This is a genomic window from Streptomyces sp. NBC_01477 (assembly GCF_036227245.1).
Taxonomy (GTDB): Bacteria; Actinomycetota; Actinomycetes; order Streptomycetales; family Streptomycetaceae; genus Actinacidiphila.
The window spans coordinates 7398919-7425368 of sequence record NZ_CP109445.1 but is presented as its reverse complement, the minus strand read 5'-3'; the positions used below and the strand labels follow the sequence as shown (position 1 = coordinate 7425368).

21 protein-coding genes are annotated in these 26450 nt (G+C 73.3%); 2 read left to right on the top strand and 19 right to left on the bottom strand.

All coding sequences use genetic code 11. The annotated features are described in order from the left end of the window. Window positions 1-126: 126 nt before the first annotated feature. From OHA86_RS31665 to def, 3 genes are read right to left on the bottom strand one after another with little or no spacing between them, the layout of a single operon-like run. Complete coding sequence (locus OHA86_RS31665; protein WP_329180806.1) at window positions 127-1584, bottom strand: RsmB/NOP family class I SAM-dependent RNA methyltransferase; 1458 nt, start codon at window positions 1582-1584, stop codon at window positions 127-129. Between the two features lie 45 nt (window positions 1585-1629). Then, window positions 1630-2562, bottom strand: a complete 933-nt coding sequence (gene fmt / locus OHA86_RS31660; RefSeq protein ID WP_329180804.1) for a methionyl-tRNA formyltransferase — start codon at window positions 2560-2562, stop codon at window positions 1630-1632. Between the two features lie 31 nt (window positions 2563-2593). Next, the gene (gene def, locus OHA86_RS31655) at window positions 2594-3139 is read right to left on the bottom strand and encodes a peptide deformylase (RefSeq protein WP_329180802.1); all 546 of its coding nucleotides are present in this window, start codon (window positions 3137-3139) and stop codon (window positions 2594-2596) included. A gap of 157 nt (window positions 3140-3296) precedes the next feature. Here def and OHA86_RS31650 point away from each other — a divergent pair, with 157 nt between their 5' ends. Further along, window positions 3297-3731: a hypothetical protein gene (locus tag OHA86_RS31650; RefSeq protein ID WP_329180799.1), complete on the top strand. Its 435-nt coding sequence runs from the start codon at window positions 3297-3299 to the stop codon at window positions 3729-3731. Between the two features lie 578 nt (window positions 3732-4309). Here the strand turns inward: OHA86_RS31650 and OHA86_RS31645 are convergent. From OHA86_RS31645 to pyrR, 14 genes are all read right to left on the bottom strand, one after another. Beyond that, entirely contained in the window at window positions 4310-6367 is a 2058-nt protein-coding gene (locus OHA86_RS31645) for a primosomal protein N' (protein WP_329180797.1), read from the bottom strand. A gap of 198 nt (window positions 6368-6565) precedes the next feature. Further along, on the bottom strand, window positions 6566-7774 hold the full coding sequence (gene metK / locus OHA86_RS31640) for a methionine adenosyltransferase (RefSeq protein ID WP_329180795.1): 1209 nt from the start codon (window positions 7772-7774) through the stop codon (window positions 6566-6568). A gap of 206 nt (window positions 7775-7980) precedes the next feature. Continuing rightward, a complete protein-coding gene (gene coaBC, locus OHA86_RS31635) occupies window positions 7981-9252 on the bottom strand; it encodes a bifunctional phosphopantothenoylcysteine decarboxylase/phosphopantothenate--cysteine ligase CoaBC (RefSeq protein ID WP_329180794.1) in 1272 nt (423 codons plus the stop codon). Between the two features lie 129 nt (window positions 9253-9381). Continuing rightward, window positions 9382-9654, bottom strand: a complete 273-nt coding sequence (rpoZ, locus tag OHA86_RS31630) for a DNA-directed RNA polymerase subunit omega (protein ID WP_329180792.1) — start codon at window positions 9652-9654, stop codon at window positions 9382-9384. A 70-nt stretch (window positions 9655-9724) separates the two neighbouring features. Further along, window positions 9725-10348, bottom strand: a complete 624-nt coding sequence (gene gmk, locus OHA86_RS31625) for a guanylate kinase (RefSeq protein ID WP_329180790.1) — start codon at window positions 10346-10348, stop codon at window positions 9725-9727. 37 nt (window positions 10349-10385) lie between these two features. Beyond that, on the bottom strand, window positions 10386-10709 hold the full coding sequence (locus OHA86_RS31620) for an integration host factor (protein ID WP_073502779.1): 324 nt from the start codon (window positions 10707-10709) through the stop codon (window positions 10386-10388). A gap of 319 nt (window positions 10710-11028) precedes the next feature. Beyond that, a complete protein-coding gene (pyrF, locus tag OHA86_RS31615) occupies window positions 11029-11877 on the bottom strand; it encodes an orotidine-5'-phosphate decarboxylase (RefSeq protein ID WP_329180787.1) in 849 nt (282 codons plus the stop codon). Next, window positions 11874-12983, bottom strand: a complete 1110-nt coding sequence (locus tag OHA86_RS31610; RefSeq protein ID WP_329180785.1) for a quinone-dependent dihydroorotate dehydrogenase — start codon at window positions 12981-12983, stop codon at window positions 11874-11876. Before OHA86_RS31610 ends, pyrF begins: the two co-directional genes overlap by 4 nt. A 467-nt stretch (window positions 12984-13450) precedes the next feature. Then, entirely contained in the window at window positions 13451-16762 is a 3312-nt protein-coding gene (gene carB / locus OHA86_RS31605) for a carbamoyl-phosphate synthase large subunit (RefSeq protein WP_329180783.1), read from the bottom strand. Beyond that, window positions 16755-17888, bottom strand: a complete 1134-nt coding sequence (locus OHA86_RS31600; protein ID WP_329180781.1) for a carbamoyl phosphate synthase small subunit — start codon at window positions 17886-17888, stop codon at window positions 16755-16757. Before OHA86_RS31600 ends, carB begins: the two co-directional genes overlap by 8 nt. Continuing rightward, the gene (locus tag OHA86_RS31595; protein WP_329180779.1) at window positions 17885-18517 is read right to left on the bottom strand and encodes a PH-like domain-containing protein; all 633 of its coding nucleotides are present in this window, start codon (window positions 18515-18517) and stop codon (window positions 17885-17887) included. Before OHA86_RS31595 ends, OHA86_RS31600 begins: the two co-directional genes overlap by 4 nt. Then, window positions 18514-19800: a dihydroorotase gene (locus OHA86_RS31590; protein ID WP_329180777.1), complete on the bottom strand. Its 1287-nt coding sequence runs from the start codon at window positions 19798-19800 to the stop codon at window positions 18514-18516. The genes OHA86_RS31595 and OHA86_RS31590 overlap by 4 nt, the downstream gene beginning before the upstream one ends. 2 nt (window positions 19801-19802) lie before the next feature. Further along, window positions 19803-20786, bottom strand: a complete 984-nt coding sequence (locus OHA86_RS31585) for an aspartate carbamoyltransferase catalytic subunit (protein WP_329180775.1) — start codon at window positions 20784-20786, stop codon at window positions 19803-19805. A 109-nt stretch (window positions 20787-20895) separates the two neighbouring features. After that, complete coding sequence (gene pyrR, locus OHA86_RS31580; RefSeq protein WP_329180773.1) at window positions 20896-21498, bottom strand: bifunctional pyr operon transcriptional regulator/uracil phosphoribosyltransferase PyrR; 603 nt, start codon at window positions 21496-21498, stop codon at window positions 20896-20898. Between the two features lie 185 nt (window positions 21499-21683). On the opposite strand from pyrR, the gene bldD reads away from it, so the two are divergent. Continuing rightward, the gene (bldD, locus tag OHA86_RS31575; RefSeq protein ID WP_329180771.1) at window positions 21684-22184 is read left to right on the top strand and encodes a transcriptional regulator BldD; all 501 of its coding nucleotides are present in this window, start codon (window positions 21684-21686) and stop codon (window positions 22182-22184) included. A 311-nt stretch (window positions 22185-22495) separates the two neighbouring features. On the opposite strand, the gene fusA is transcribed toward bldD, so the two are convergent. Continuing rightward, complete coding sequence (gene fusA / locus OHA86_RS31570) at window positions 22496-24568, bottom strand: elongation factor G (RefSeq protein WP_329180769.1); 2073 nt, start codon at window positions 24566-24568, stop codon at window positions 22496-22498. Between the two features lie 394 nt (window positions 24569-24962). Further along, window positions 24963-26420, bottom strand: a complete 1458-nt coding sequence (locus tag OHA86_RS31565; protein WP_329180766.1) for a pyridoxal phosphate-dependent decarboxylase family protein — start codon at window positions 26418-26420, stop codon at window positions 24963-24965. Window positions 26421-26450 lie beyond the last annotated feature (30 nt).

Genomic DNA, 26450 nt, shown 5'->3' with positions numbered 1-26450 from the left:
GGTCGCGCGGTTCCCCCGCGCCCCTGGAGGGTGCCGCTCGCCGTCGTCAGTCGGCTGATCCGGCGTCTGCGCTGGGCGCGCAGTTCCCCGCACCCCTTCAGGGCAGCGTCCTTCTCCCTCTGGGGGTCAGGGGGTGGTGCGGCGGAGGAGGGCCAGGTACATCGCGTCGGTGCCGTGGAGGTGGGGCCAGAGCTGGAGGTCGGGGCCGGGGCCCAGGGAGGGGACGTCCGGCATGAAGGGGCGGGCGTCGATCCATTCGGCACCCGGCTCGCGGGCGAGGACGTCCTCGACGACCGCCCGCGTCTCGGCCGGGTGCGGCGAACAGGTGGCGTACCCCACGACCCCGCCGACCCGCACCGCGCGCAACGCCTCCGTCAGCAGCCCCCGCTGGAGCGGCGCGAAGCCCGGCACGTCCGCCTCGCGGCGCCGCCAGCGCGCCTCGGGGCGGCGGCGCAGCGCGCCGAGACCGGTGCACGGCACATCGACCAGCACCCGGTCGAAGGACCCCGGCGCCCATGCCGGATGCGTGCCGTCGGCCACGATCACCTGGTAGGGGCCGGGATTGCCGGCCAGGGAGCGGGCCACAAGACGCGCCCGGTGCGGCTGCTTCTCCGCGGCCACCAGCCGCGCCCCGCGCCCGGCCGCGAGGCCGGCCAGCAGCGCGGCCTTGCCGCCGGGCCCCGCGCAGCCGTCGAGCCACCACTCGTCGCGGCCCTCGACGGGGACCGCGGCCAGCGCGGCGGCCACCAGCTGGCTGCCCTCGTCCTGGACGCCGGCCCGGCCCTCGCGCACCGCCTCCACCGCGGCCGGGTCGCCGCCCTCGGCGAGGCGTACGGCGTAGGGCGACCAGCGGCCCGGTTCTGTCGCGCCGTCCGGCAGCGACGCGGCGACCTCCGCCGCGGTGGACCTGCCGGGGCGGGCCACGAGGGTGACCTCGGGGCGTTCGTTGTCGGCGGTCAGCAGGTCCTCGATCCCGGCCCGCCCGCCGCCGAGCGCGTCCCACAGCGCGGACACGATCCACCTCGGGTGCGAGTGGACGACCGCGAGGTGCTGCTCCGCGTCCTCGTCGTACGACGGCGCCACCTGGTCCAGCCAGCCGGCCAGGTCCTGCGCGGCCACCCGGCGCAGGACGGCGTTGACGAAGCGCGCCCGGCCCTCCCCCAGCACCACCCGTGCCAGGTCGACAGTCGCCGAGACCGCGGCGTGCGGCGGGATCCGGGTCGCGAGCAACTGGTGCGCCCCGAGAGCCAGGACGTCGAGCACCGGCGGGTCGACCTCGCGCAGCGGCCGGTCCACGCACGCGGCGAGCACCGCGTCGTACGTGCCCTGGTGCCGCAGCGTGCCGTAGACCAGTTCCGTCGCGAGCGCCGCGTCCCGCCGGTCGAACTCCCGGCCCTTGGCCGCCGCCTCCCGCTCCGCCGCCCGCAGCAGCCCGGGCAGTACGAGATTCGCGTACGCGTCCCGCTCGTCCACGGCTCGCAGCGCCTCGAACGCGAGCACTCGCACCGGGTCGCGCTGGGGGCGGCGGTAGGGGGTGCCCTGCGGGCGGCGCTTCTGGTCTTTCGCGTTCAATGTGCTCCGCATCCTCGTCCTCGAACCCCCGCCACCCTACGTCCTGGGCAATGTGCCCTAACGGCCCAGGACCGTTCCGGCCGGCAGGTGGGTGCCGCGGGACCAGTCGGCGGCGGGCATCCGCTTCTTGCCCTGCGGCTGGACGTCGCCCAGGAGCACCGCGTGGCTTCCGGTGCCGACGAGCACGGCGTTCTTGCCGACGGACAGCTCGCCGGGCGCCAGGTCGGTGCGCTCGGGCACCGGCGCGACAGGGCCGAGCTTGAGGCGTTCACCGCCGATGAGGGTCCAGGCGCCGGGGGCCGGGGTGCAGCCCCTGATCAGCCGGTCGACCCGCAGCGCGGGCGTGTTCCAGTCGACGGCCGCGTCCTCGACGGTGAGCTTGGGGGCGATGGTGACGCCCTCCGCGGGCTGCGGTCTGGCGGACAGCCGCCCGTCCGCGATCCCGTCCATCGTCGCCACGAGCAGCCCGGCGCCGCTCACCGCGAGCCGTCCGAGCAGGTCACCACTGGTGTCGGCGGGCCTGATCTCCTCGGTGACGACCCCGTAGACCGGCCCGGAGTCGAGACCCTGCTCGATCAGGAAGGTCGAGGCGCCGGTGACCTCGTCGCCGGCCATGACCGCGTGCTGTACGGGGGCGGCACCGCGCCAGGCCGGCAGCAGCGAGAAGTGCAGATTGACCCACCCCCGCGCCGGTACATCGAGCGCCGCTTTCGGCAGCAGCGCACCGTACGCGACGACCGGGCAGCAGTCGGGGTCGATCTCCCGCAGCCGGTCGAGGAAGTCCTCGTCGCGCGGCCTGGCCGGCTTGAGCACCTCGATCCCGGCGGCCACCGCCCGCTCGGCGACAGGGCTGGCGACGAGCTTGCGCCCGCGTCCTGCGGTCGCGTCGGGCCTGGTCACAACGGCGGCGACCTCATGCCGCCCGGAGGCGATCAGGGCGTCGAGCGCGGGTACGGCGACCTCGGGGGTGCCGGCGAAGACGAGCTTCATCGTGCGGGGTGTGCCTCTCGGATCGACGGTGTCACAGAGCGCGGCCGGACGTGCCGTGCGGGGAGATCCTGACCTGCGGCGCGGGCGCCCCGGCCCACTCGGCCTCGCGGATCGCCAGCATCGCAGCGGCCTGCTGCTCCGGGTCGAGCCGGTCGACGAAGATGATGCCGTCCAGATGGTCGGTCTCGTGCTGTATGCAGCGGGCCAGCCGCTGCGTCCCCTCGACCGTGACCGGTTCGCCGTACATGTTGAACCCCCGGGCGACCACGCCGAACGCCCGCCGGCAGTCGTACAGCAGCCCCGGCAGCGACAGGCAGCCCTCGGGGCCGTCCTGCTCCTCCACGCTCAACGTGAGGTCCGGGTTGATCAGATGGCCCAGCTCGCCCTCCACGAAGTACGTGAACACCCGCAGCGACACCCCCAGTTGCGGCGCGGCCAGCCCCGCGCCGGGGGCGGCCTGCATCGTCTCGGTCAAGTCCTTGACCAGGGTGCGCAATTCCGCGTCGAACGTCGTGACCGGCTGCGCCGTCATGCGCAGCACCGGGTCGCCGAACAGGCGGATGGGCTTGACGGTCACGAGTTTCCTCTCCTGCCGGACGGGGGGCGACTGCCAATTCTAGGGCGCCAGGGGGTGCGTACAGGGCCGCACGCCCCCGGAGCGTGACTCCAAGGGCCGGTGGCGCGTTGGTCAAGAGAGTTTGACCCCTGTCACCGTCGGTTGGAGAGGCCTGTTGATGCCCGACCACGCAACCCCTGACGCCCAGGCGCGGGCAAGTCTGCACCTGCTGGTGCGGGACATCGAAAGGGTCCGCCGGCAGGTGGATGCGCTACGGACCCTCACCGCGCAACTGGGCAATGTGTACCGGCCGCGGCGCGGCGGCCCCACGGCCGGCTTCGTGGTCTACGGCCGCGCGCCCGCTCCCACGGTCCGGCTCGCGCAGGAGCTGCGGGACAGCGTCGAGACGCTCGTGACGGCCGCCGTCGAATTCGACCGGTCGCTCGGCTTCTCCTGGGACGCGGTGGGCTCCGCGCTCGGCGTGACCAAGCAGGCGGTGCACCGCCGCTACGGAGGACGGCGGCCCGCCGTGCCGCCCTCCTCCCCCGCGGAGGAGGAGCCGCTGCCCACGGTGCCGGCGGCGGCCGTCCTGCCCAGCCCACGCAACGGCTGAGCTGCCGCTCGCGCCCCCCAACCCGCACCACTGCACGTCCGTGCGGGGTGCCGCACCCACGTCGGTGCCGCCCCGCCGACGCCTGCACGTCCGTGCGGGGTGCTGCGCCGTCGGCGTCTGCACGCCGGCGCGTGGTTTCCCGCGCCTGGCGGCGCGGGGTGTTTCCCACCCTCCCCCTGGGCTTCGCCTCAAGGCACCTTCGCTCGCCCGTGCAGGTAGGAGTCCGGGTGCTGGAGCGTCGGCGACAGCGCGCCCGTGGGTGACGGCGTGCCGGGCAGGTCGATCAAGCACCCCCCGGGGGAAGGTGCGGCGGGCGGCTCCCCGGCCCGACTCCCCGCCTCGACCGCCCACGGGTCGGCGGACGCCGATGGTGGCGGAGGGGACGATCCGGGGGTGTTCCCGCAGGACTGCGCACAACTCCCGCAGGAACGTTCGCACAGAGCCAGGGTGCGCAGTCCGAGGAGATACCCCCGGAGCGGCACCGACCACCCACCACCGGCACCCGCACCCGACCAAACACCTTCCCCCGGAGCTTCGCCTGGGGGTACCCCCATGGGTGGGCGGGCGGGCAAAGAAAATCAACCGATATCGGTCGGGTCGAGCCGCACAGCGACCGCTTCCCCCCCACCCCGCCCGGCCCGTGCCACCTGCCCCGTCTTGAGCGCCGCGGCCAACGCCGCCCCCTTCCCCGGCGGCACCCGCAACAACAACCGCTCACCGCCGGCCGCCACCGCCACAGGCCCGAGCAGATCCGTGCCCTCCGGCAACCGCACCAGCGCCAGCAACTCGGCCACCGCCCCGGCCGGCCCACTGATCGACGCCATCCGCGACACCGGGGGAAACCGCAGCTCCGCCCGCTCGGCCAGCTCCCGCACGGCATACCCCGCCGGATCCCACCGTACGAGCGCCTGCACGGGCCGCATCGTCGGTTCGGCGAGGACGAGGACGGTGCCGCCTTCCCCCGCCGGCCGCACAAGCGCCGCCGCCGCGGCCCAGCGGCGCAGCGCCTCCTCGCCGGCCCGCAGGTCGGGCCGGTTCAGCAGGGCCCAGCCGTCGAGGAGAAGCGCGGCGGCGTAACCGGGAGCGTCGGCGACGGGCTCCGCACCGGGCGTGGCGATGACGAGCGCGGGGGCGGCGCCGACCGAGGCGAGCACGGCGTCGCGCCCCGACGTGCGCACCGGCACCCGGGGGAAGGCGCGGCCCAGCTCCTCCGCGGTGCGCCGCGCGCCCACCACCTGGGCCCGCAGCCGGAACCCCCCGCACTCCTGGCAGTGCCAGTCCGCGGCGGGCCGCCCGCACCAGCCGCAGGCGGGGGTGCCGCCCTGTTCGCTCAGCTCCAGCGGACCGGCGCAGGCCGGGCACCTGGCGGCCAGGCGGCAGGAGCCGCAGGCGAGCCGGGGGACGTAGCCGCGTCTGGGCACCTGGACGAGGACCGGGCCGTGGGCGAGGGCGTCGCGGGTGACCTGCCAGGCGAGCGAGGGCAGCCGGGCGGCGCGGGCGGCGGCGTCCCTGGCCTGGTCGGCGTCGCTGACGGTACGGATCAGGGGAGCCGCGGCCCGTACTTCCTCGCGGGCGGCGGCCAGCGGCAGCGCCCAGCCGCTGTCGACGAGCTGGGCACCCTCGACGGTGCTGGTGAGGCCGCCGAGCAGGAAGGCGGTGCGTTCCTCGGCGGCCCGCAGCAGCAGGACGTCCCTGGCGTGCGGCTGCGGGGCGTGCGGTTCGGCGTGGCTGGAGTCGCCGTCGTCCCAGAGGGCGACAAGGCCGAGGCCTGCGACGGGGGCGAACATCGCCGCCCGGGTGCCGACGACCGCGCGGACCGCGCCGCGGCTGACCGCGAGCCAGCGGCGATACCGCTCCTCGGGTCCCGCGTCGGCGGTGAGCATGACGTGGTGGCCCTCGCCGAGGAGGTCGGTGAGGGCGGCGTCCGCGCGGGCGGCGGAGCGGCCGTCGGGCAGTACGGCGAGGGCGCCGCGCCCGGAGGCGAGGGTGGCGGCGATGGCGCGGGCCAGTTCGGCGGGCCAGCTCGGTCCGGGGAGGGCGAGCCAGACGGCTCTGGGGGTGTCGCCGCGGACGAGGGCCTGGAGATACGCGGGGCCGGTGGCGTAACGCGCCCAGCTGCCGGGCTCGGGCGCTGCGGGGTCGGGCAGCGGGTCGGGTGAGGGGTCGCGTTCCGCGCGGGCCATCCGCGGAGGTACGGCGAGGGCGACGACGTCGGCGAGCGCGCCGGCGTAGCGGTCGGCGACCTGGCGGCACAGGGCGAGCAGCGGAGGCGTGAGGACGCGTTCGCCGGAGAGGACCTGGGCCAGCGGGGCGAGCGGGCCGGCGTAGTCGCTCTCGGTACGGCGCTCCACGATGAAGCCGTCATGGAGGGTGCCGCCCTCCCGGCGGCCTTTGACGACGCGGGCGCCGAACCGTACGCGTACCCTCACGCCGGGCTGGGCGTCGGCGTCCATCGCGGCGGGCACGGCGTAGTCGAAGAACTGGTCGAGGTGCAGCAGCCCCTTGTCCACCAGGACGCGGGCCACGGGCAGCCCCTCGGCCAGGGGCGCTCCGCGCCAGGTGCGCGGCTTGGCCTTTCGCGCGGTGGCGCGGATCAGAGCGAGCTGCTCGGCCGCAGGGGGTTCTTCGACGCTCACCGTCCCGATTCTTACAGACCGGTCCGACACACCAGCCTGCGCGCTGCGTCAGCGCCACGTGCGGTGGCATCGCGCCTTGCACCACCACCGTGGCCGGCGGCGCAGTTCCCCGCGCCCCCGGGTACGTCCCCCCTGACGCGTGAACGCGCAGCCCCCCGCGAAACGGTACGCGGGGAACTGCGCGGCGGGGTCCGGGGCTTAGAGGCCCGCGGCGGAGCGCAACGCGTCGACGCGGTCGGTCCGCTCCCACGTGAAGTCGGCGCCCTCGCGCCCGAAGTGCCCGTAGGCCGCCGTCTGCGCGTAAATCGGCCGCAGAAGGTCGAGGTCCCGGATGATCGCGGCCGGGCGCAGGTCGAAGACCTGCGTGATGGCCTGCTCGATCTTCTCGACGTCGACACTCTCCGTGCCGAAGGTCTCGACGAAGAGTCCGACCGGCTCGGCCTTGCCGATGGCGTAGGCGACCTGGACCTCGCAGCGGGCGGCGAGGCCGGCCGCCACGACGTTCTTGGCGACCCAGCGCATCGCGTACGCGGCCGAGCGGTCGACCTTGGACGGGTCCTTGCCGGAGAAGGCACCGCCGCCGTGGCGGGCCATACCGCCGTAGGTGTCGATGATGATCTTCCGGCCGGTGAGGCCCGCGTCACCCATCGGGCCGCCGATCTCGAAGCGTCCGGTCGGGTTGACCAGCAGCTTGTAGCCCTCGGTGTCGAGCTTGATGCCGTCCTCGAGCAGTGCCTTCAGCTCGACCTCGACAACGAACTCGCGGATGTCGGGGGCGAGCAGCGACTCCAGGTCGATGTCGGAGGCGTGCTGCGAGGAGACCACGACGGTGTCGAGGCGGACCGCCTTGTCGCCGTCGTACTCGATGGTGACCTGGGTCTTCCCGTCGGGCCGCAGATACGGGATGGTGCCGTTCTTGCGGACCTCGGTGAGGCGCCGGGAGAGCCGGTGGGCCAGGGTGATCGGCAGCGGCATCAGCACGGGCGTCTCGTCGCTCGCGTAACCGAACATCAGGCCCTGGTCGCCCGCGCCCTGCTTGTCGAGTTCGTCGTCGTCGCCGTCGACCCGCTTCTCGTACGCGGTGTCGACGCCCTGCGCGATGTCGGGGGACTGCGCGCCGATGGACACCGAGACGCCGCAGGAGGCGCCGTCGAAGCCCTTCTTGGACGAGTCGTAGCCGATGTCGAGGATCTTGTTGCGCACCAGGGTGGCGATGTCCGCGTAGGCGGTGGTCGTCACCTCGCCCGCGATATGCACCTGGCCGGTCGTGATCATCGTCTCGACGGCCACCCGGGATGTGGGGTCGGCCGTCAGGAGTGCGTCGAGGATCGTGTCGCTGATCTGGTCAGCGATCTTGTCGGGGTGGCCCTCGGTCACGGACTCCGAGGTGAAGAGGCGGCGGGACACATCGCTCCCTGGGGTTGCAGCGGCTGCTGGCTGAATCTTGGCGGAGCGCACCGGGCTGCGCCTGGCGCTCCGCGGGTCAGTTTATCGGTCGCGCCGCTCGGACGGGCACGGCATCTCGATCCTTGGATATGCCATCGCTGCCAACGCCGCGTCCGCAGTACGACGATCGGCCCCGTTGAAATACTATATCGGGTGATTTGTTCGCCTCATTGCGCCCGATCGGGGGATTTCTGTTCCGTACCCGCCGGAAGCCTGGCCGCGACCAGGTCCCACACCGTGTCGGCGAGCGCTTCCTTGGGGCCGTACGGCACCGCGGTCTCGCTGCCGTCGGCGCCGAGGACCACGGCCTCGTTGTCCTCGCTGCCGAACGCCCTGCTCTCCCCCACCTCGTTGACGACCAGCAGGTCGCAGCCCTTCCGGGCGAGCTTCGCGCGGCCGTTGGCGAGGACGTCGTCGGTCTCGGCGGCGAATCCGACGACCAGCTGTCCGGTACGCGGCCGGTCGGCGGACAGCTCGGCGAGGATGTCGGGGTTGCGCACCAGGGTGAGCGGCGCGGGCTCCTCGCCGTCCTTCTTCTTGATCTTGCCGGCGGCGTAGGCGGCGGGCCGGAAGTCGGCGACCGCGGCGGCCATCACGACGACGTCGGCGTCCTCCGCGGCCTTGAGTACCGCCTCGCGCAGCTGGGCCGCGGTGCCCGCGACCACCACGTCGGCGCCGGCCGGGTCGGGCAGCGCGGCGTTGGCGGCGACCAGCGTCACCCGGGCGCCGCGGGCGACGGCGGTACGCGCCAGGGCGTAACCCTGCTTGCCCGACGAGCGGTTGCCGAGGTAGCGGACCGGGTCGAGGGGTTCCCTGGTGCCGCCGGCGCTGATCACCACGTGGCGTCCCACGAGGTCCCGCGGCTGGTCGCCGCGGGCGATGACCCGGCGGCAGACCTCGTAGATCTCGGCCGGGTCGGGCAGCCGGCCCTTGCCGGTGTCGGCGCCGGTGAGCCGGCCGACCGCGGGCTCGACGACGACGGCGCCCCGGCGGCGCAGCGTCGCGACGTTCTCCCGGGTGGCCGGGTGCTCCCACATCTCGGTGTGCATGGCGGGGGCGAAGACGACCGGGCAGCGGGCGGTGAGCAGGGTGTTGGTGAGCAGGTCGTCGGCGAGGCCGTGGGCGGCCCTGGCGAGCAGGTCGGCGGTGGCCGGGGCGACGACGACCAGGTCGGCGTGCTGGCCGATCCTGACGTGCGGCACCTCGTGGACGCCGTCCCAGACCCGGGTGGAGACCGGGTTGCCGGACAGCGCGGACCAGGTGGCCTCGCCGACGAAGTGCAGCGCGGACCCGGTCGGCACCACGGTGACGTCGTGCCCGGACTCGGTGAGCCGGCGCAGCAGCTCGCAGGCCTTGTAGGCGGCGATGCCGCCGCTCACCCCGAGCACCACCCGTGGCCTGCCGCCCGCCACGTGCCCGCCGTCAGCCTCGCGCGTCATCGTCTCTCCCACCGGTGTCGAAGGATCCGCTCACCCCATGACACACCACAGGCCCGGCGGTCGCGCCGCCGGGCCTGTGGTGGTGCCGTACGAGGTGCCGTACGGGATGTTCGACATGAGCGCGCGAGCTCAGTGTGCGGGGGCCTCCACGGCCTCGGAGGTCAGCAGACCCGCGTTGATCTCGCGCAGCGCGATCGAGAGCGGCTTCTCGTGGACGTGGGTGTCCACCAGGGGCCCGACGTATTCCAGCAGGCCCTCGCCGAGCTGGGAGTAATACGCGTTGATCTGACGGGCCCGCTTGGCCGCGTAGATCACCAGGCTGTACTTCGAGTCGGTGGCTTCGAGCAGCTCGTCGATCGGCGGGTTGATGATGCCCTCGGGCGTGCTGATGGAAGAGGACACGCTCTACCTACCCCTACTGATTGGATGATGCTGGACAAAGCTGGACCAGCATGGACAAACGTAAAACCGTTCAGACAATCTGCATCAAGGCTAGCAGCTCGCGTGCTACATCCTCGACGGAGGTGTTGACAAGTGTCCGGTCGAACTCGGACTCGGCGGCCAGTTCGACCCGGGCGGCGGCCAGCCGCCGCTCGATCACCTCGGGCGACTCGGTCCCGCGGCCGGTGAGCCGGCGGACCAGCTCGTCCCAGCTGGGCGGGGCGAGGAAGACCAGGTGGGCGTCCGGCATCGACTCGCGGACCAGCCGGGCGCCCTGGAGATCGATCTCCAGCAGCACCGGCTCACCCGCGGCGAGTTTGTCGAGCACCGCCCGGCGGGGTGTGCCGTAGCGGTGGCCGGCGAATTCGGCCCACTCCAGCAGTTCGCCGTTGGCGACGAGTTTGTCGAACTCGTCGTCGTCGACGAAGAAATACTGCACACCGTGCTGTTCGCCGGGGCGCGGCTTGCGGGTGGTCGCCGACACCGAGAGCCATACCTCGGGGTGCACCGTGCGCAGATGGGCGACGACCGTGCTCTTGCCGACCCCCGAGGGGCCGGAGAGCACGGTCAGCCGCGGACGTCTGACCGGGGGGGCCGGAGCGACCCCCTGCGAAGCGAGGGGGCGCGCTGCCCCCCGGGAGACTGCAGAACTCATGGAGCGATTATCACTGCTTCCCGGACGTCCCGGGAACTCAGGCGGGGGTGCCGCCGAACTCGCGCTCCAGGGACGCGATCTGGTTCGAGCCAAGACCGCGCACTCGGCGGCTCTCGGAGATGCCGAGCCGTTCCATGATCTGCTTGGCGCGCACTTTCCCGACACCGGGGAGGGATTCGAGCAGGGCGGAGACCTTCATCTTGCCGATGACGTCGTTCTCCTGGCCTTGCTTGATGACCTCGTGCAGGGAGGCGCCGGAGTGCTTGAGCCGGTTCTTGACCTCGGCGCGCTCCCGGCGAGCCGCGGCGGCCTTTTCGAGCGCGGCAGCGCGCTGTTCAGGGGTAAGGGGCGGAAGAGCCACGCCTACGTCACCTCGGATGTAGAGCAATCGGATATGGACCTTGTGGAACGCACCCCGCACCTGCGGGATGAAGAGCCGCGCGGGTGAACTGCGCGCTCCTGTCGGAGACTAGCGGTCCGGACGGCTCAAGTCAGCGAGAACAGACGAAAAGTCCTGGTCAGCCTTGATCCGAGGGGATATTTGGGACAAAGCGGAACACCTTGCGGGCTCAATGCCGCAGGTGGTTGAAACCGACCCTTTTTCGGTTCGATATTCGAGCGTATTACCGGAGGGTATTACCGCACTATTGCCCCGCCTGTCCGCGCTTCCGACGGCCGGTTCAGGCCCCCTCGAAGGCGGTGCGCACCTCGTCGGCGTATCGCAGCGCCGCATCACGCAGCGCGCGCCCGTCAGGACCGTGCCTGAGCACCCCGCGGCTCACGCTCGGCAGCACATTGCCGAGCGCGGCGCCGAAGACCCCGAGAAGGTCGGCGGGCGTCGCGCCCTGGGCACCGACACCGGGGGCCAGCAGCGGGCCGTTCACCGCCAGGTCGACGCCGGCCTCGCCGAGGGTCGCGCCGACCACCGCGCCGACCGAGCCGAGCGGGTCCGCGCCGGAATTCTCCGCCGCGATGTCGTCGAGCACCAGCTGCGCGACCTGCCTGCCGTCGCCCGCCGTCGCCCGCTGCACCTGCGCGCCCTCCGGGTTCGAGGTCAGCGCCAGGACGAAGACGCCGGAGCCGGAGATCCGCGCCGCGTCGAGCGCGGGCCGCAGCGAGCCGAAGCCGAGGTAGGGGCTGACCGTCAGCGCGTCGCTGAACAGCGGCGAGTCCTTGTCCAGATACGTGGCGGCGTACGCGGCCATCGTCGAGCCGATGTCGCCCCGCTTGGCGTCCATCAGCACCAGCGCACCCGCCTGCCGCGCCCGCGCCACCGCCCGTTCCAGCACGGCGACACCGCGCGAGCCGAAGCGCTCGAAGAACGCGGACTGCGGCTTGAACACCGCGACCTGCTCCCCCAGCGCCTCCACCACGGTCATGGTGAAGCGCTCCAGGCCCGCGACACCGTCGCCGAGGCCCCAGTCGGCCAGCAGCGAGGCGTGCGGGTCGATGCCGACGCACAGCTGACCGCGGGTGTCCATGGCGTGGCGCAGCCGCGCGCCGAAGGGTTCGGGGTGCGGGGTCGTCATGAGCTGACCTTCCTGGTGTCGGCGCCGACCGCGTCGGCGAGGGTGGCGTACGGGCTCGCGGCCAGCCGGGCGGCCAGGCCCTTGTGGACCGCCCGCATCCAGAACGGCCCCTGGTAGATGAAGGCGCTGTATCCCTGTACGAGGGTGGCACCCGCGAGGATCCGCTGCCACGCGTCCTCGGCGTTCTCGACACCGCCGACGCCGACCAGTGTGATCCGGTCGCCGACCCGGGCGTACAGCCGCCGCAGCACATCGAGCGAGCGGTCCTTCAGAGGCGCGCCGGACAGCCCGCCGGCCTGCCCGGTCAGCGCCGGCTCCGCGGTCAGGCCGAGCCCTTCGCGGGCGATCGTGGTGTTGGTCGCGATAATGCCGTCGAGGCCCAGCTCGACGGCGAGGTCGGCGACCGCGTCCACGTCCTCGTCGGCGAGGTCGGGCGCGATCTTCACCAGCAGCGGCACCCGGCGGTCGGTGACGGCCCGGTCGGCGGCCTCCCGTACGGCCGCGAGCAGCGGGCGCAGCGCCGCGGCGGCCTGGAGGTCGCGCAGGCCGGGGGTGTTCGGCGAGGACACGTTGACGACCAGGTAGTCGGCGTGCGCGGCCAGCCGCTCGGCCGAGGTGACGTAGTCCTGTACGGCCTCACCCTCGGGGACGGCCTTCGTCTTGCCGATGTTGACGCCGACCGTGGTCGGGAAGACGGTGCGCCGGGCGGCGAGGCGGGCGGCGACGGCGGCGGAGCCGTCGTTGTTGAAGCCCATGCGGTTGATCAGCGCGCGATCACCCACCAGCCGGAACAGCCGCGGGACCGGGTTGCCCGGCTGGCCCTGCGCGGTGACCGTGCCGATCTCGACGTGGTCGAAGCCGAGCATGGCCATGCCGTCGATCGCGACGGCGTTCTTGTCGAAGCCGGCGGCCAGGCCGAACGGCCCGCTCATCTCGCGCCCGAAGGCGAGGGTTCGCAGGCTCTTGTGGCGCGGGGCCAGCGCGGCGGACAGCAGTGTCCGCAGCGCGGGGACGCGGGCGGCGGCTCGGATCCACCGGAAAGCCAGGTAGTGGGCCTTCTCGGCGTCCATCCTGCGGAAGGCCAGCCGAAAGAACAGGTGGTACAAGGCGTCGCCTTCTCTCATCCGGTGCGCCCGCCCGGGCGCCATGGTTCCGCCCCCGGGGCGCCCGTCCGCTGCCGCGGGGCCGGGGGGTTTCTGTGCCCGGGGGGTACGCGTCCCCCAGGCCGGGGGGTCGGGCGGTCCCCCTTCGGCAGGGGTGCCCGACCGCTGCCGCGGAGCCGGGGGGTCTGCTGCGTGCGGGGCGCGGGACTGCGCGCTCGGCCCCCACCGGGGCGCGGGTCGCCACCGGCCCGGAGGGGCTGTCCGGTCCGCTCCGGACCACCGGCCGGTGGGTGGTTGCTCGCGCAGCTCCGCCCCCAGAGCTTCGCCTGGGGGTACCCCCAGCGCCTCCTTACGGGGCACGATCCGCCGTGCCAACGGCACGCCCCCGGTGAGGGCTGGGCGCGCAGTTCCCCGCGCCCCTGTAGGGCGCCCCCTTGCCGAAGGGGAGCCCGCCCCCCGGGGCCGACGGGTCAGTCGGCGCGGGCGGCGGTGAGGAGCCGGGCGTGCTCCTGCAAGGAGCACACACCGATATCGCCCCGCGTCAACGCGTCGATGCCCTGCACGGCCGCGGCCAGCGCCTGAACCGTGGTCAGGCAGGGAATCCCGCGGGCCACCGCGGCCGTGCGGATGTCGTAGCCGTCGAGCCGGCCCCCCGTACCGAACGGGGTGTTGACGATGAGGTCGATCTCCCCCTCGTGGATGAGGGTCACCACCGTCGGCTCCCCGGCGGGCCCGACGCCCTCGCTCTGCTTGCGCACGACCCGCGCCGGGATCCCGTTGCGGCGCAGCACCTCCGCCGTGCCCGAGGTGGCCAGGATCTCGAAGCCGTGCTCGATCAGCGCGCGGGCCGGGAAGATCAGCGCGCGCTTGTCGCGGTTGGCGATCGAGATGAAGGCGCGGCCCTTGGTGGGCAGCGCACCGTACGCGCCGGCCTGGGACTTGGCGTAGGCGGTACCGAAGACCGCGTCTATGCCCATGACCTCGCCGGTGGAGCGCATCTCCGGGCCGAGGATGGTGTCGACCCCGCGGCCCTGGACGTCGCGGAAGCGGCTCCAGGGCAGCACGGCCTCCTTGACCGAGATCGGCGCGTCGAGCGGCAGCGTGCCGCCGTCGCCGGTGGCGGGCAGGATGCCCTCGGCCCGCAGTTCCGCCACCGTCGCGCCGAGCGAGATGCGGGCCGCGGCCTTGGCGAGCGGCACCGCCGTCGCCTTGGAGGTGAAGGGCACGGTACGGGACGCGCGCGGGTTGGCCTCCAGCACGTAGAGGATGTCCCCGGCCAGCGCGAACTGGATGTTGATCAGGCCCTGCACTCCGACGCCGCGGGCGATGGCCTCGGTCGAGGTGCGCAGCCGCTTGATGTCGTGGCCGCCGAGGGTGATCGGCGGCAGCGCGCACGCGGAGTCGCCGGAGTGGATGCCGGCTTCCTCGATGTGCTCCATGACGCCGCCGAGGTACAGCTCGTGGCCGTCGTAGAGCGCGTCCACGTCGATCTCGATGGCGTCGTCGAGGAAGCGGTCGACCAGGACCGGGCGGTCGGCGCTGATCTCGGTGGACTCGGCGATGTAGGACGCGAGCCGGGTCTCGTCGTAGACGATCTCCATGCCGCGCCCGCCGAGCACGTAGGAGGGCCGGACCAGGACCGGGTAGCCGATCTCGTCGGCGATGGCCTTGGCGCCGGGGAAGGACGTGGCGGTGCCGTGCTTGGGCGCGGGCAGTCCCGCCTCGGCGAGGACCCGGCCGAAGGCGCCGCGGTCCTCGGCGAGGTGGATGGCCTCGGGCGAGGTGCCGACGACGGTCACGCCGTTGTCCTTGAGCGCCTGCGCCAGGCCCAGCGGGGTCTGGCCGCCGAGCTGCACGATGACGCCGGCGACGGGTCCCGCCAGGGTCTCGGCGTGCACGATCTCCAGGACGTCCTCCAGGGTGAGCGGCTCGAAGTAGAGCCGGTCGGAGGTGTCGTAGTCGGTGGAGACGGTCTCGGGGTTGCAGTTGACCATCACGGTCTCGTACCCGGCGTCGTGCAGCGCGAAGGAGGCGTGCACGCAGGAGTAGTCGAACTCGATGCCCTGGCCGATCCGGTTGGGGCCGGAGCCGAGGATGATCACGGCCGGTTTGGTGCGGGGCGCGACCTCGCTCTCCTCGTCGTAGGAGGAGTAGAAGTACGGGGTGTCGGCGGCGAATTCGGCGGCGCAGGTGTCGACGGTCTTGTAGACCGGGCGGATGCCGAGCGCGTGCCGCACCTCGCGGACGACCTCTTCGCGCAGGCCGCGGACCGCGGCGATCTGGGCGTCGGAGAAGCCGTGCCGCTTGGCGTCGGCGAGCAGTTCGGGGGCGAGCCGGTCGGCCGCCGCGAGGGCCTGGGCGTGCTCGTGGATCAGGAAGAGCTGGTCCACGAACCAGGGGTCGATCCTGGTGGCGGTGAAGACCTCCTCCTGGGTGGCGCCCGCCCTGATCGCGTCCATGACGGTGTTGATCCGCCCGTCGGTGGGGACGGCGGCCAGCGCCAGCAGGTCGGCCTTGTCGCCGACCGGGCTGGTGAAGTCGAACTGGGAGCCCTTCTTCTCCAGCGAGCGCAGCGCCTTGTTCAGCGCCTCGGTGAAGTTGCGGCCGATGGCCATCGCCTCGCCGACCGACTTCATGGTGGTGGTGAGGGTGGCGTCGGCGGCCGGGAACTTCTCGAAGGCGAACCGCGGCACCTTCACGACCACGTAGTCGAGGGTGGGTTCGAAGGACGCCGGGGTCTTGCGGGTGATGTCGTTGGGGATCTCGTCGAGGGTGTAGCCGACGGCGAGCCGGGCGGCGATCTTGGCGATCGGGAAGCCGGTGGCCTTGGACGCCAGCGCGGAGGAGCGCGACACCCGGGGGTTCATCTCGATGACGATGACCCGGCCGTCCTCGGGGTTGACCGCGAACTGGATGTTGCAGCCGCCGGTGTCGACGCCGACCTCGCGGATCACGGCGATGCCGATGTCGCGCAGCGTCTGGTACTCGCGGTCGGTGAGCGTCATCGCGGGGGCGACGGTGATGGAGTCGCCGGTGTGGACGCCCATCGGGTCGAAGTTCTCGATGGAGCAGACGACCACGACGTTGTCGTGCTTGTCGCGCATCAGCTCCAGCTCGTACTCCTTCCAGCCGAGGATGGACTCCTCGAGCAGCACCTCGGTGGTCGGCGAGAGGGTCAGGCCCTGGCCGGCGATGCGGCGCAGTTCCTCCTCGTCGTGGGCGAAGCCGGAGCCGGCGCCGCCCATGGTGAAGGAGGGGCGGACCACGACGGGGTAGCCGCCGAGGGTGCCGACGCCGGCGAGCACGTCGTCCATGGAGTGGCAGATGACCGAGCGGGCGGACTCGCCGTGGCCGATCTTCGCGTGGACCGCCTCGACCACGCCCTTGAACAGCTCGCGGTCCTCGCCCTTGTTGATGGCCTCGACGTTGGCGCCGATCAGCTCGACGCCGTATTCGGCCAGGGTGCCGTCCTGGTGCAGCGAGATCGCGGTGTTCAGCGCGGTCTGGCCGCCGAGGGTGGGCAGCAGGGCGTCGGGGCGCTCCTTGGCGATGATCTTGGCGACGAATTCCGGGGTGATCGGCTCGACGTAGGTGGCGTCGGCGATCTCCGGGTCGGTCATGATCGTGGCCGGGTTGGAATTGACCAGGACCACCCGCAGTCCCTCGGACTTCAGGACCCGGCAGGCCTGGGTGCCGGAGTAGTCGAACTCGGCGGCCTGGCCGATGACGATCGGACCCGAGCCGATGACCAGAACGGACCGGATGTCGGTGCGCTTAGGCACGCTGGGCCTCCATGAGCTGTGTGAAGCGGTCGAACAGGTACGCGGCGTCGTGCGGGCCCGCGGCGGCCTCGGGGTGGTACTGGACGCTGAACGCCGGCCGGTCGAGCAGCCGCAGCCCCTCCACCACCTGGTCGTTGAGGCAGACGTGGCTGACCTCGGCGCGCCCGTAGGGGGTGTCGCTGATCCGGTCGAGCGGGGCGTCCACGGCGAAGCCGTGGTTGTGCGCGGTGACCTCGACCTTGCCGGTGGCGCGGTCCTGCACGGGCTGGTTGATGCCGCGGTGGCCGTACGTGAGTTTGTACGTGCCGAAGCCGAGCGCCCGGCCGAGCAGCTGGTTGCCGAAGCAGATCCCGAACAGCGGGGTCCGGCGGGCCAGCACTTCCTGGATGACGGTGAGGTCGGCGGTGGCGGGGTCGCCGGGGCCGTTGGACAGGAAGACGCCGTCGGGGGCGACCGCGTAGACGTCCTCGACGGTCGCGGTGGCGGGCAGGACGTGCACCTCTATGCCGCGCTCGGCCATCCGGTGCGGGGTCATGCCCTTGATGCCGAGGTCGAGCGCGGCCACGGTGAAGCGCTTGGCGCCGATGGCGGGAACGACGTACGCCTGCTCGGTGGCGACCTCGGCCGACAGGTCGGCGCCGGTCATCTCGGGTGCCTGGCGGACCCGGGCGAGCAGGGTGTCGTCGTCGGCGAGCGCGCCGCCGGAGAAGATGCCGACCCGCATCGCCCCGCGCTCGCGCAGGTGCCGGGTCAGGGCGCGGGTGTCGACGCCGCTGATGCCGACGACGCCCTGTGCGGTGAGTTCGTCGTCCAGGGAGCGGCGGGAGCGCCAGTTGGACGGGACGCGCGCGGGGTCGCGTACGACGTAGCCCGCGACCCAGATGCGGGAGGACTCGGGGTCCTCGTCGTTGATCCCGGTGTTGCCGATGTGCGGGGCGGTCATGACGACCACCTGGCGGTGGTAGGAGGGATCGGTCAGCGTCTCCTGGTAGCCGGTCATGCCGGTGGAGAAGACCGCCTCGCCGAAGGTCTCCCCCACCGCGCCGTAGGCGCGGCCGCGGAAGGAGCGGCCGTCCTCCAGGACGAGTACGGCGGGTGCGGTGGCCGCCCGGGTGGAGGTCGTCATTGTGCGCCTTCCTTCTCGTGGTGCCTGGTGCCCGGCCTGGTGTCGGTGAAGACGACGACGCTGTCGCCACTGAGCCGGTTGATCTGCTCGACCCACGCGGGGTGCCCGGCCGCGTGGTCGGAGCGGAAGCCGGAGTCGATGAGGGTGCCGCCGTGCTCCCAGGTGACGACCAGCAGGCCGCCCTCGGTGAGCACCTTGCCCGCGATGCCCTTGTCGAGCCGGGCGCCGCGCAGGGCGGCGGCGGGCACGAAGAAGCCGGGGGCGCCGGTGCGGTCCACGTCGAGGCCCTGCTCGGTGAGGGTGAGCGCGGCCCTGCTGCGTACGCCGAGGCCGTGGGCGACGATCCGGTCCAGCCACTGCCCGGCGGTGGTGCTGCCGTGGTAGCGGCCGTCCGTCTCCAGCAGGGGTTCGCCGGCGTCCTCGGGGGCCTGCGGGAGGGCGGGCAGGCCGCCCTGGAGGGTGCGGCGCCACTGCCAGCCCTGCCGCATCAGCCAGTAGACCAGGCCGATGACCAGGATCAGGCCGACGATCCAGCCGATCCTGTCGGTCCAGTCGGTGACCTTCGCCGAGTGCTTCTCGCCGCCCTGTGCGGTGGCGAGCGCGGCTGCGAGCTGCGTCAGAGGTGTCATGTGAGCTTCCCGTCCATGACCGTCGCGTGGCCCCGCAGGAAGGTGGCGACGACGCGGCCCGGCAGCTCGCGGCCCGCGTAGGGGGTGTTGCGGCTGCGGGAGGCGAAGCCCGCGGGATTGACGACCCCACGGTATGCGGGATCGACCAGCACCAGGTTCGCGGGCTCGCCGGCGGCGACCGGGCGGCCGTGCCCGGCGAGCCGGCCGATGGCGGCGGGGCGGGCCGACATGCGGTCGGCGACGCCCGCCCAGTCCAGCAGGCCGGTGTCGACCATGGTGTGCTGGACCACGGACAGCGCGGTCTCCAGGCCGACCATGCCCATGGCCGCGGCGGCCCACTCGCAGTCCTTGTCCTCGTGCGGGTGCGGGGCGTGGTCGGTGGCGACGCAGTCGATGGTGCCGTCGGCGAGCCCCTCGCGCAGCGCCATGACGTCGGCCTCGGTGCGCAGCGGCGGGTTGACCTTGTAGACCGGGTTGTACGAGCGGACCAGCTCGTCGGTCAGCAGCAGGTGGTGCGGGGTGACCTCGGCGGTGACGTCCCAGCCCTTGGACTTGGCCCAGCGGACGATCTCGACCGAGCCGGCGGTGGACAGGTGGCAGATGTGCACCCGGGAGCCGACGTGCGCGGCGAGCAGGACGTCGCGGGCGATGACCGACTCCTCGGCGACCGCGGGCCAGCCGGTCAGGCCCAGCTCGCCGGAGACGGTGCCCTCGTTCATCTGGGCGCCCTCGGTGAGCCGCGGCTCCTGGGCGTGCTGGGCGACGACGCCGCCGAAGGCCTTCACGTATTCCAGCGCCCTGCGCATGATGACCGCGTCGTCCACGCACTTGCCGTCGTCGGAGAAGACCCGCACCCGGGCGGCGGAGTCGGCCATCGCGCCGAGTTCGGCGAGCTGCTTGCCCTCCAGGCCGACGGTGACGGCGCCGACCGGCTGGACGTCGCAGTAGCCGGACTCCTTGCCGAGCCGCCAGACCTGCTCGACGACGCCTGCGGTGTCGGCGACGGGGAAGGTGTTGGCCATGGCGTGCACGGCGGTGTAGCCGCCGACCGCGGCGGCGCGGGTGCCGGTCAGTACGGTCTCTGAGTCCTCCCGGCCGGGCTCGCGCAGGTGGGTGTGCAGGTCGACCAGGCCGGGCAGCAGGATGTGGCCCGCGGCCTCCACGACGGTGGCGCCGTCCGCGTCGAGGCCGGTGCCCACCGCGGCGACGGTCCCGCCGCTGAGCAGTACGTCCTGGGGGGCGCCGCCGAGGATCTTCGCCCCGCGGATCAGGGTGTCGCTCATGGTTACTTGCTCTCCTCGGTGCGGGCGCTGTCGGAACGGTCGGTGCTGATGGCCGGCTCGGAGCCGCCGAGCAGCAGGTAGAGCACCGCCATCCGGGTGCTGACGCCGTTGGCGACCTGTTCGACCGCGGTGCAGCGCGGCGAGTCGGCGACCTCGGCGGTGATCTCCATGCCGCGGTTCATCGGCCCGGGGTGCATGACGATGGCGTGCTCGGGCATCGCCGCCATCCGCTGGCCGTCCAGGCCGTAGCGGCGGGCGTACTCGCGCTCGGTGGGGAAGTAGGCGGCGTTCATCCGCTCCCTCTGGACCCGCAGCATCATCACCGCGTCGGACGTGGCGAGCACCGCGTCGAGGTCGTACGACACCTCGCAGGGCCACTGCTCGACGCCGATCGGCAGCAGGGTGGGCGGGGCCACCAGGGTGACCCTGGCCCCCAGCGTGGTCAGCAGCAGGACGTTGGAGCGGGCGACCCGGCTGTGCAGGATGTCGCCGACGACGGTGACCCTGCGGCCCTCCAGGTCGCGGCCGACGCCGGACAGGTGGCGGCGCATGGTGAAGGCGTCCAGCAGTGCCTGGGTGGGGTGCTCGTGGGTGCCGTCGCCCGCGTTGACGACCGACGCGTTGATCCAGCCGGAGGTCGCCAGCCGGTGCGGGGCGCCGGAGGAGTGGTGCCGGATGACGACGGCGTCGGCGCCCATCGCCTCCAGGGTCAGCGCGGTGTCCTTGAGGGATTCGCCCTTGGACACCGAGGAGCCCTTGGCGGAGAAGTTGATCACATCGGCCGACAGCCGCTTGGCGGCGGCCTCGAAGGAGATGCGCGTCCGCGTCGAGTCCTCGAAGAACAGGTTGACGACGGTACGGCCGCGCAGGGTGGGCAGTTTCTTGATCGGCCGGTCGGCGACGCGGGCCATCTCCTCCGCGGTGTCGAGGATCAGCAGGGCGTCGTCGCGGGTGAGGTCGGCGGCCGAGATCAGGTGGCGCTTCATCGGGGTCTCCGGGGGTGCTGGGGCCTGGCCTGGCGGTGGGCGGCGGTACGGGGCGGCGAGCGGGCGCGCGGCAGCGCAGGACCCCGTGACGGGTCCTGGTGCGGGGGCGCTACTCGTCCGCGGCCGCGCCGTGGCCGTTGCGCGCGCCGGGCTCCCGCTGGCCGAGCAGGACGCTGTCGCGCCCGTCGTGCTCGGTGAGCAGGACCCTGACGGTCTCGCGCTGCGAGGTCGGCAGGTTCTTGCCGACGTAGTCGGCCCTGATCGGCAGCTCGCGGTGGCCGCGGTCGACCAGGACGGCGAGCTGCACCGCGCGGGGGCGGCCGATGTCGTTGAGCGCGTCCAGGGCGGCGCGGATGGTGCGGCCCGAGAACAGCACGTCGTCCACCAGGATGACGAGCCGGCCGTCGATGCCGTCGCCGGGGATGTCTGTGGTCGCCAGCGCCCGCGGCGGGTGCAGCCGCAGGTCGTCGCGGTACATCGTGGTGTCGAGCGAGCCGACGGCGGCCTCGCGGCCGGTGATCTCGGCGAGTTTGGCGGCCAGCCTGCGGGCCAGGAACACCCCTCGGGTGGGGACGCCGAGCAGCACCACGTCGTCGGCGCCCTTGGCGCGCTCGACGATCTCGTGGGCGATACGGGTCAGGACGCGGGCCATGTCGGGCGCTTCGAGCACCGGGCGGTCCTGCGGTCCTGCTGTCGTGCGGTCTTCGACCATCGGTCGGGGACCTCCTTCCCCGCCTCACGGGACGGGCGTTAAAGGACGTCAGGGGTACGTCATCACGATATCAGGTGACGCAGACCTCCCAGGTCAGAGACCGGTCGGACCCGTTCGGCTTGACGAGCGTGGATTACGCTGCGTAACCTCACAGTGAGTCACCGAGTTTCCGTCCGGGGAGCCATATGTCCAGCGATTACGCCAAACAGCTCGGAGCCAAGCTCCGCGCCATCCGCACGCAGCAGGGCCTTTCTCTGCACGGTGTCGAGGAGAAGTCCCAGGGCCGCTGGAAGGCAGTGGTCGTGGGGTCGTACGAGCGCGGCGACCGTGCCGTGACCGTGCAGCGCCTCGCCGAGCTCGCCGATTTCTACGGCGTGCCCGTGCAGGAGCTGCTGCCGGGTACGACTCCCGGCGGGGCCGCAGAGCCGCCGCCGAAGCTCGTGCTCGACCTTGAGCGCCTCTCCCAGGTCCCGCCGGAGAAGGCCGGGCCGCTGCAGCGTTACGCGGCCACCATTCAGAGCCAGCGCGGCGACTACAACGGGAAGGTGCTGTCGATCCGGCAGGACGATCTCCGTACGCTCGCCGTGATCTACGACCAGTCGCCGTCGGTCCTCACCGAGCAGCTCATCGGGTGGGGCGTGCTCGACGCCGACGCCAGGCGGGCGGTTCAGCACGACGAGGGCTGACGCCCGGCTTTTACCCGCATGCCTGCAGAAACGTCCCGCCGCCCGGGGCGGTGGCCCCGCTCACCCCGGGCCACCGCCCCGGGCGGTCCGTTTCCGCGGCCTCCCTCCGGGGGGTGTGGCGTGCGTGCCACGTGCGGTGGCGGTTCGCCTGACCCGCCGTCGCGGCTGGGCGCGCGGTTCCCCGCCCCCCTGGGTGACGGACCACTTGCGGTGGCCTGGCTCCTCCCCGCCGTCGTGGTTGCGCGCGCAGTTCCCCGCGCCCCTGAGGGGGCGCCCCCTCCCCCCGGGGGCGGGGGGAGGGGGCCGGACGGTCAGCGGGTGGGGGCGTAACCCGTGGGGCGGGTGGTGAAGGTGCCGCGGCCCTGTGTGCGGCTGCGGAGGCTTCCTGCGTAACCGAACAGCGCGGCCAGCGGCACCGTGGCCGAGACGACCGTGGTGCCCCCCGCGGCGAGCGAGCCGGAGACCCGGCCGCGGCGGGCCGCGAGATCGCCGAGCACGCCGCCCACCGCCTCGTCCGGCACCGTCGCCGTGACCTCGACCACCGGTTCGAGCAACTGCACCTCGCACGCCCGCAGGGCCTCCTGGAGGGCGAAGCGGCCCGCCGTGCGGAAGGCCGTCTCCGAGGAGTCCTTCGGGTGCGTCGCCCCGTCCGTCAGCGTGACCCGTACACCCGTCACCGGGTGTCCGCCGAGCGGCCCCTCGGCGAGCGCGTCCCGGCAGCCGTTCTCGACCGCCCGCACGTACTCGCGCGGCACCCGCCCGCCGGTCACGGTGGAGGCGAACACGAAGTCCTCCTCCCCCGCGGCCGCAGCCGTGGCCCCGTCCGCGGCCAGCGGCGCCACGTCGATCACGAGGTGCGCGAACTGCCCGGCCCCGCCGTCCTGTTTGACGTGCCGGTGGACATGGCCGGTCACCCCGCGCAGCACGGTCTCCCGGTAGGCGACCTGCGGGCGGCCGACCGCGACCTGGAGGCCGTGGGCGCGGCGGATCTTCTCCACCGCGACCTCCAGGTGCAGTTCGCCCATACCGGCCAGCACCAGCTGCCCGGTCTCCCGGTCGGTGCGCACCGCGAGCGACGGGTCCTCCTCGACCAGCCGGGCCAGCGCGGCTACCAGCCGCTCCGTGTCGGCGTTGCGGCCCGCCTCGACCGCCACGGAGACCACGGGCGCGGCCACCGTCGGCGGTTCGAGGACCAGCGGGTCCCCGGGCGCGCACAGTGTCGTCCCGGCGCGGGCGGCCTTGGGCCCGACGACGGCGACGATGTCACCGGCGACCGCCTGGTCCATTTCCGCGTGCCGGTCCGCCTGGACCCGCAGGATGCGGCCGATCCGCTCGCTCCGGCGCGAGCCGGCGTCGAGCACGGTGTCCCCCTTCCGCAGTGTTCCCGAGTAGATCCGCAGGTACGTCAGCCGCCCGGTGGCGGTGGCGGCGACCTTGAACACCAGCCCGGCGAAGGGCGCCGCCGGGTCGGCGGGCCGCTCGGCCGGCCGGTCGCCGGCCGTGCCGCGTACCGCGGGGACGTCCAGCGGTGACGGCAGGTAGGCGGTGACGGCGTCGAGCAGCGGCTCGATACCGCGGTTGCGGTAGGCCGAGCCGCACAGCACCACCACGGCCTCGCCGCCGCGGGTGAGGTCGCGCAGCGCCGTGGCCAGGGTCGCGGCGGTGACGGGGCCGCCCGCGCAGAACTCCTCCAGCGCGGCCGGGTGCAGTTCCGCGACCGCCTCCTCCAGCAGCCGGCGGCGGCGCCGCGCCTCGGCCAGCAGGTCGTCGGGCACATCGCCCTCGGCGTACGTGCCGGCGCCGTCGGCCCAGACCAGTGCGCGCATCGTGAGCAGGTCCACGACGCCGGTGAAGCCGTCCTCGCGCCCGATCGGCAGCTGTACGGCCAGCGGTACGGTGTGCAGCCGCCGCCGGATGGAGTCGACCGCGGTGTCGAGGTCGGCTCCCGCCCGGTCCAGCTTGTTGACGAAGGCGATCCGCGGTACGCCGTGCCGGTCGGCCTGCCGCCACACCGACTCGCTCTGCGGCTCGACGCCCGCGACGGCGTCGAAGACCGCCACGGCCCCGTCGAGCACCCGCAGCGAGCGCTCGACCTCGTCGGCGAAGTCGACGTGTCCCGGTGTGTCGATCAGGTTGATCCGGTGGCCGTCCCAGGCGCAGCTGACGGCGGCGGCGAAGATGGTGATGCCGCGGTCGCGCTCCTGCGGGTCGAAGTCGGTGACGGTCGTGCCGTCGTGGACCTCACCGCGCTTGTGGGTGGCGCCGGTGAGGTAGAGGATCCGCTCGGTGACGGTGGTCTTGCCCGCGTCCACATGGGCGAGGATGCCGAGGTTGCGGACGGCGGCGAGCGGGTTGGCGGTCTGGCGGTCGTGGGTGCTGCGCACGGCCCTGGGCCTTTCGGGTGATCAGGGAAAAGGGCGGGCGCGATTCCCCGGGCGCACCGGGCCCGCCGTACCGGCGGTGGGCCGGCGGATCAGGGGCGGGGGTGCGTCACGGGGTCCGGGGCCGGCCGCGCAGCCGGCGCCGGAGGCGCGAGGACACCAGGATCACCTTGTGCCGTGACGGGGGGACGACAACAGCGGTGCGCTCGCGCACGGCCGGCTCCCCTCACTCGTCAACGCGCGCGCCGCAGCAGGCTGGTGGCGCGCGATTCCACGGGCGACGGTAGCGGGCGCGAGGCAGCCGCGGCACCCGGTTTTCCGCGGGCTGCGCTCAACTCGACGTGGAGCCGGACCCGGGCGGCCCCCAGCTCGACGCAGACCCGGACCCCGGCGGAGTTCAGCCGGCGTAGAGCCGGGAGATGACCTCGGGCAGCAGACGCTCCGTCAGGGGCGCGGGCAGCGCCTGGAGCACGGCGAGCACCGGCGCCATCCGCTGCGGGAGCGCGCCGTCGGCGCCGACGCCCGCGACCTCCAGGGCGAGCGCGACCTCGGCCGGGCCGAGAGTGGCGGGGTCGAGGGCGGCGGCGATCTCCACGATGCCGGGGTCGACGGTGACGGGCCCGAGGGCGCGGGCCCGGTCCGTGGCGGCGGCGAGTTCGGCCAGCAGTTCCGCGATACGGGCCGGGTCGGCGACGGCCGCGGTCACGGTCAGGTGCAGATTCGCCGGGGAGCCGGCGAACGCGGGCTGCGGCTGGAGGTACCAGCCGCGCAGCCGCATCTCGTCGGCGACGACGAAGGGATCGAGGTCCGGGTCGTCGGCGGCGACGGCGACCAGCGAGGCGTCCGGGTCGCCGAGCACCCGCAGCCCGTCGATCCGCCCGATGCCGTCCGCCAGCAGCCGGGTCGCCTCGTGCACCCGGCGGGCCAGCTCGACGTATCCGGCGGTGCCGACCCTGTGCAGTACCGCCCAGGCCGCGGCGAGCGGCCCGGCGGACTTGGTGCCCTGGAGCGTCGCGTTGACCACGGGGTAGCCGGGCCAGGAGGCGTGCGCGAACCAGCCGTGCCTGCGCAGGTCCGCGTCCCGGAAGAGCAGGACGGAGGCGCCCTTGGGCGTGTAGCCGTATTTGTGCAGGTCGACCGAGAGCGAGCTGACGCCGGGCACGGCCAGGTCGAAGGGCGGCGGCGGTGCGATGCCGCCGGCGAGCGTGCGGTGCCCGAGATACCAGCCGCCGATGCAGGCGTCGACATGGCACAGCACGCCCCGCTCGGCCGCCGCCGCGGCGACGTCCTGCACCGGGTCGACCACGCCGTGCGCGTACGAGGGCGCGGAGGCCACCACCAGGGCGGTGCGCGGGGTGAGGGCGGCGGCGACGTCCTGCGGCCGTACCCGGAAGGTGGCGGGGTCGACGGGGACCGTGACGGCGGTGAGGCCGAAGAGGGCGGCGGCCTTGTGGAAGGCGGCGTGCGCGGTCTGCGGCAGCACGATCTCGGGTGCGGTGACCCCGCGGGTCCTGGCCGCGTGCTCGCGGGCGGTCAGCACGGCGAGCAGGCAGCTCTCGGTGCCGCCGCTGGTGAAGGTGCCCGCGGTGCCGGGGCCGCCGCCGAGCAGCCGCGCGGTCCGCCGGACGATGTCGTTCTCCAGCGTGACGACGCTGGGGAAGACGGTCATGTCCAGGCCGTTGACGCCGGCGAAGGCGGTGTGCGCGCGGGCCGCCAGATCGTCGAGCCCGGCCAGCCCCGAGTCGTAGACGTACGCCATGGTCCGGCCGCCGCGCACCGGCAGGTCGGCTGCCCGCAGGCCCGCCAGGCGGGCCAGGATCGTGTCGTCGTCGCCGGGTCCGGCCGCTTCGTCCATGCGGCGGAATCTAGGCCACAGCCCGCCGCA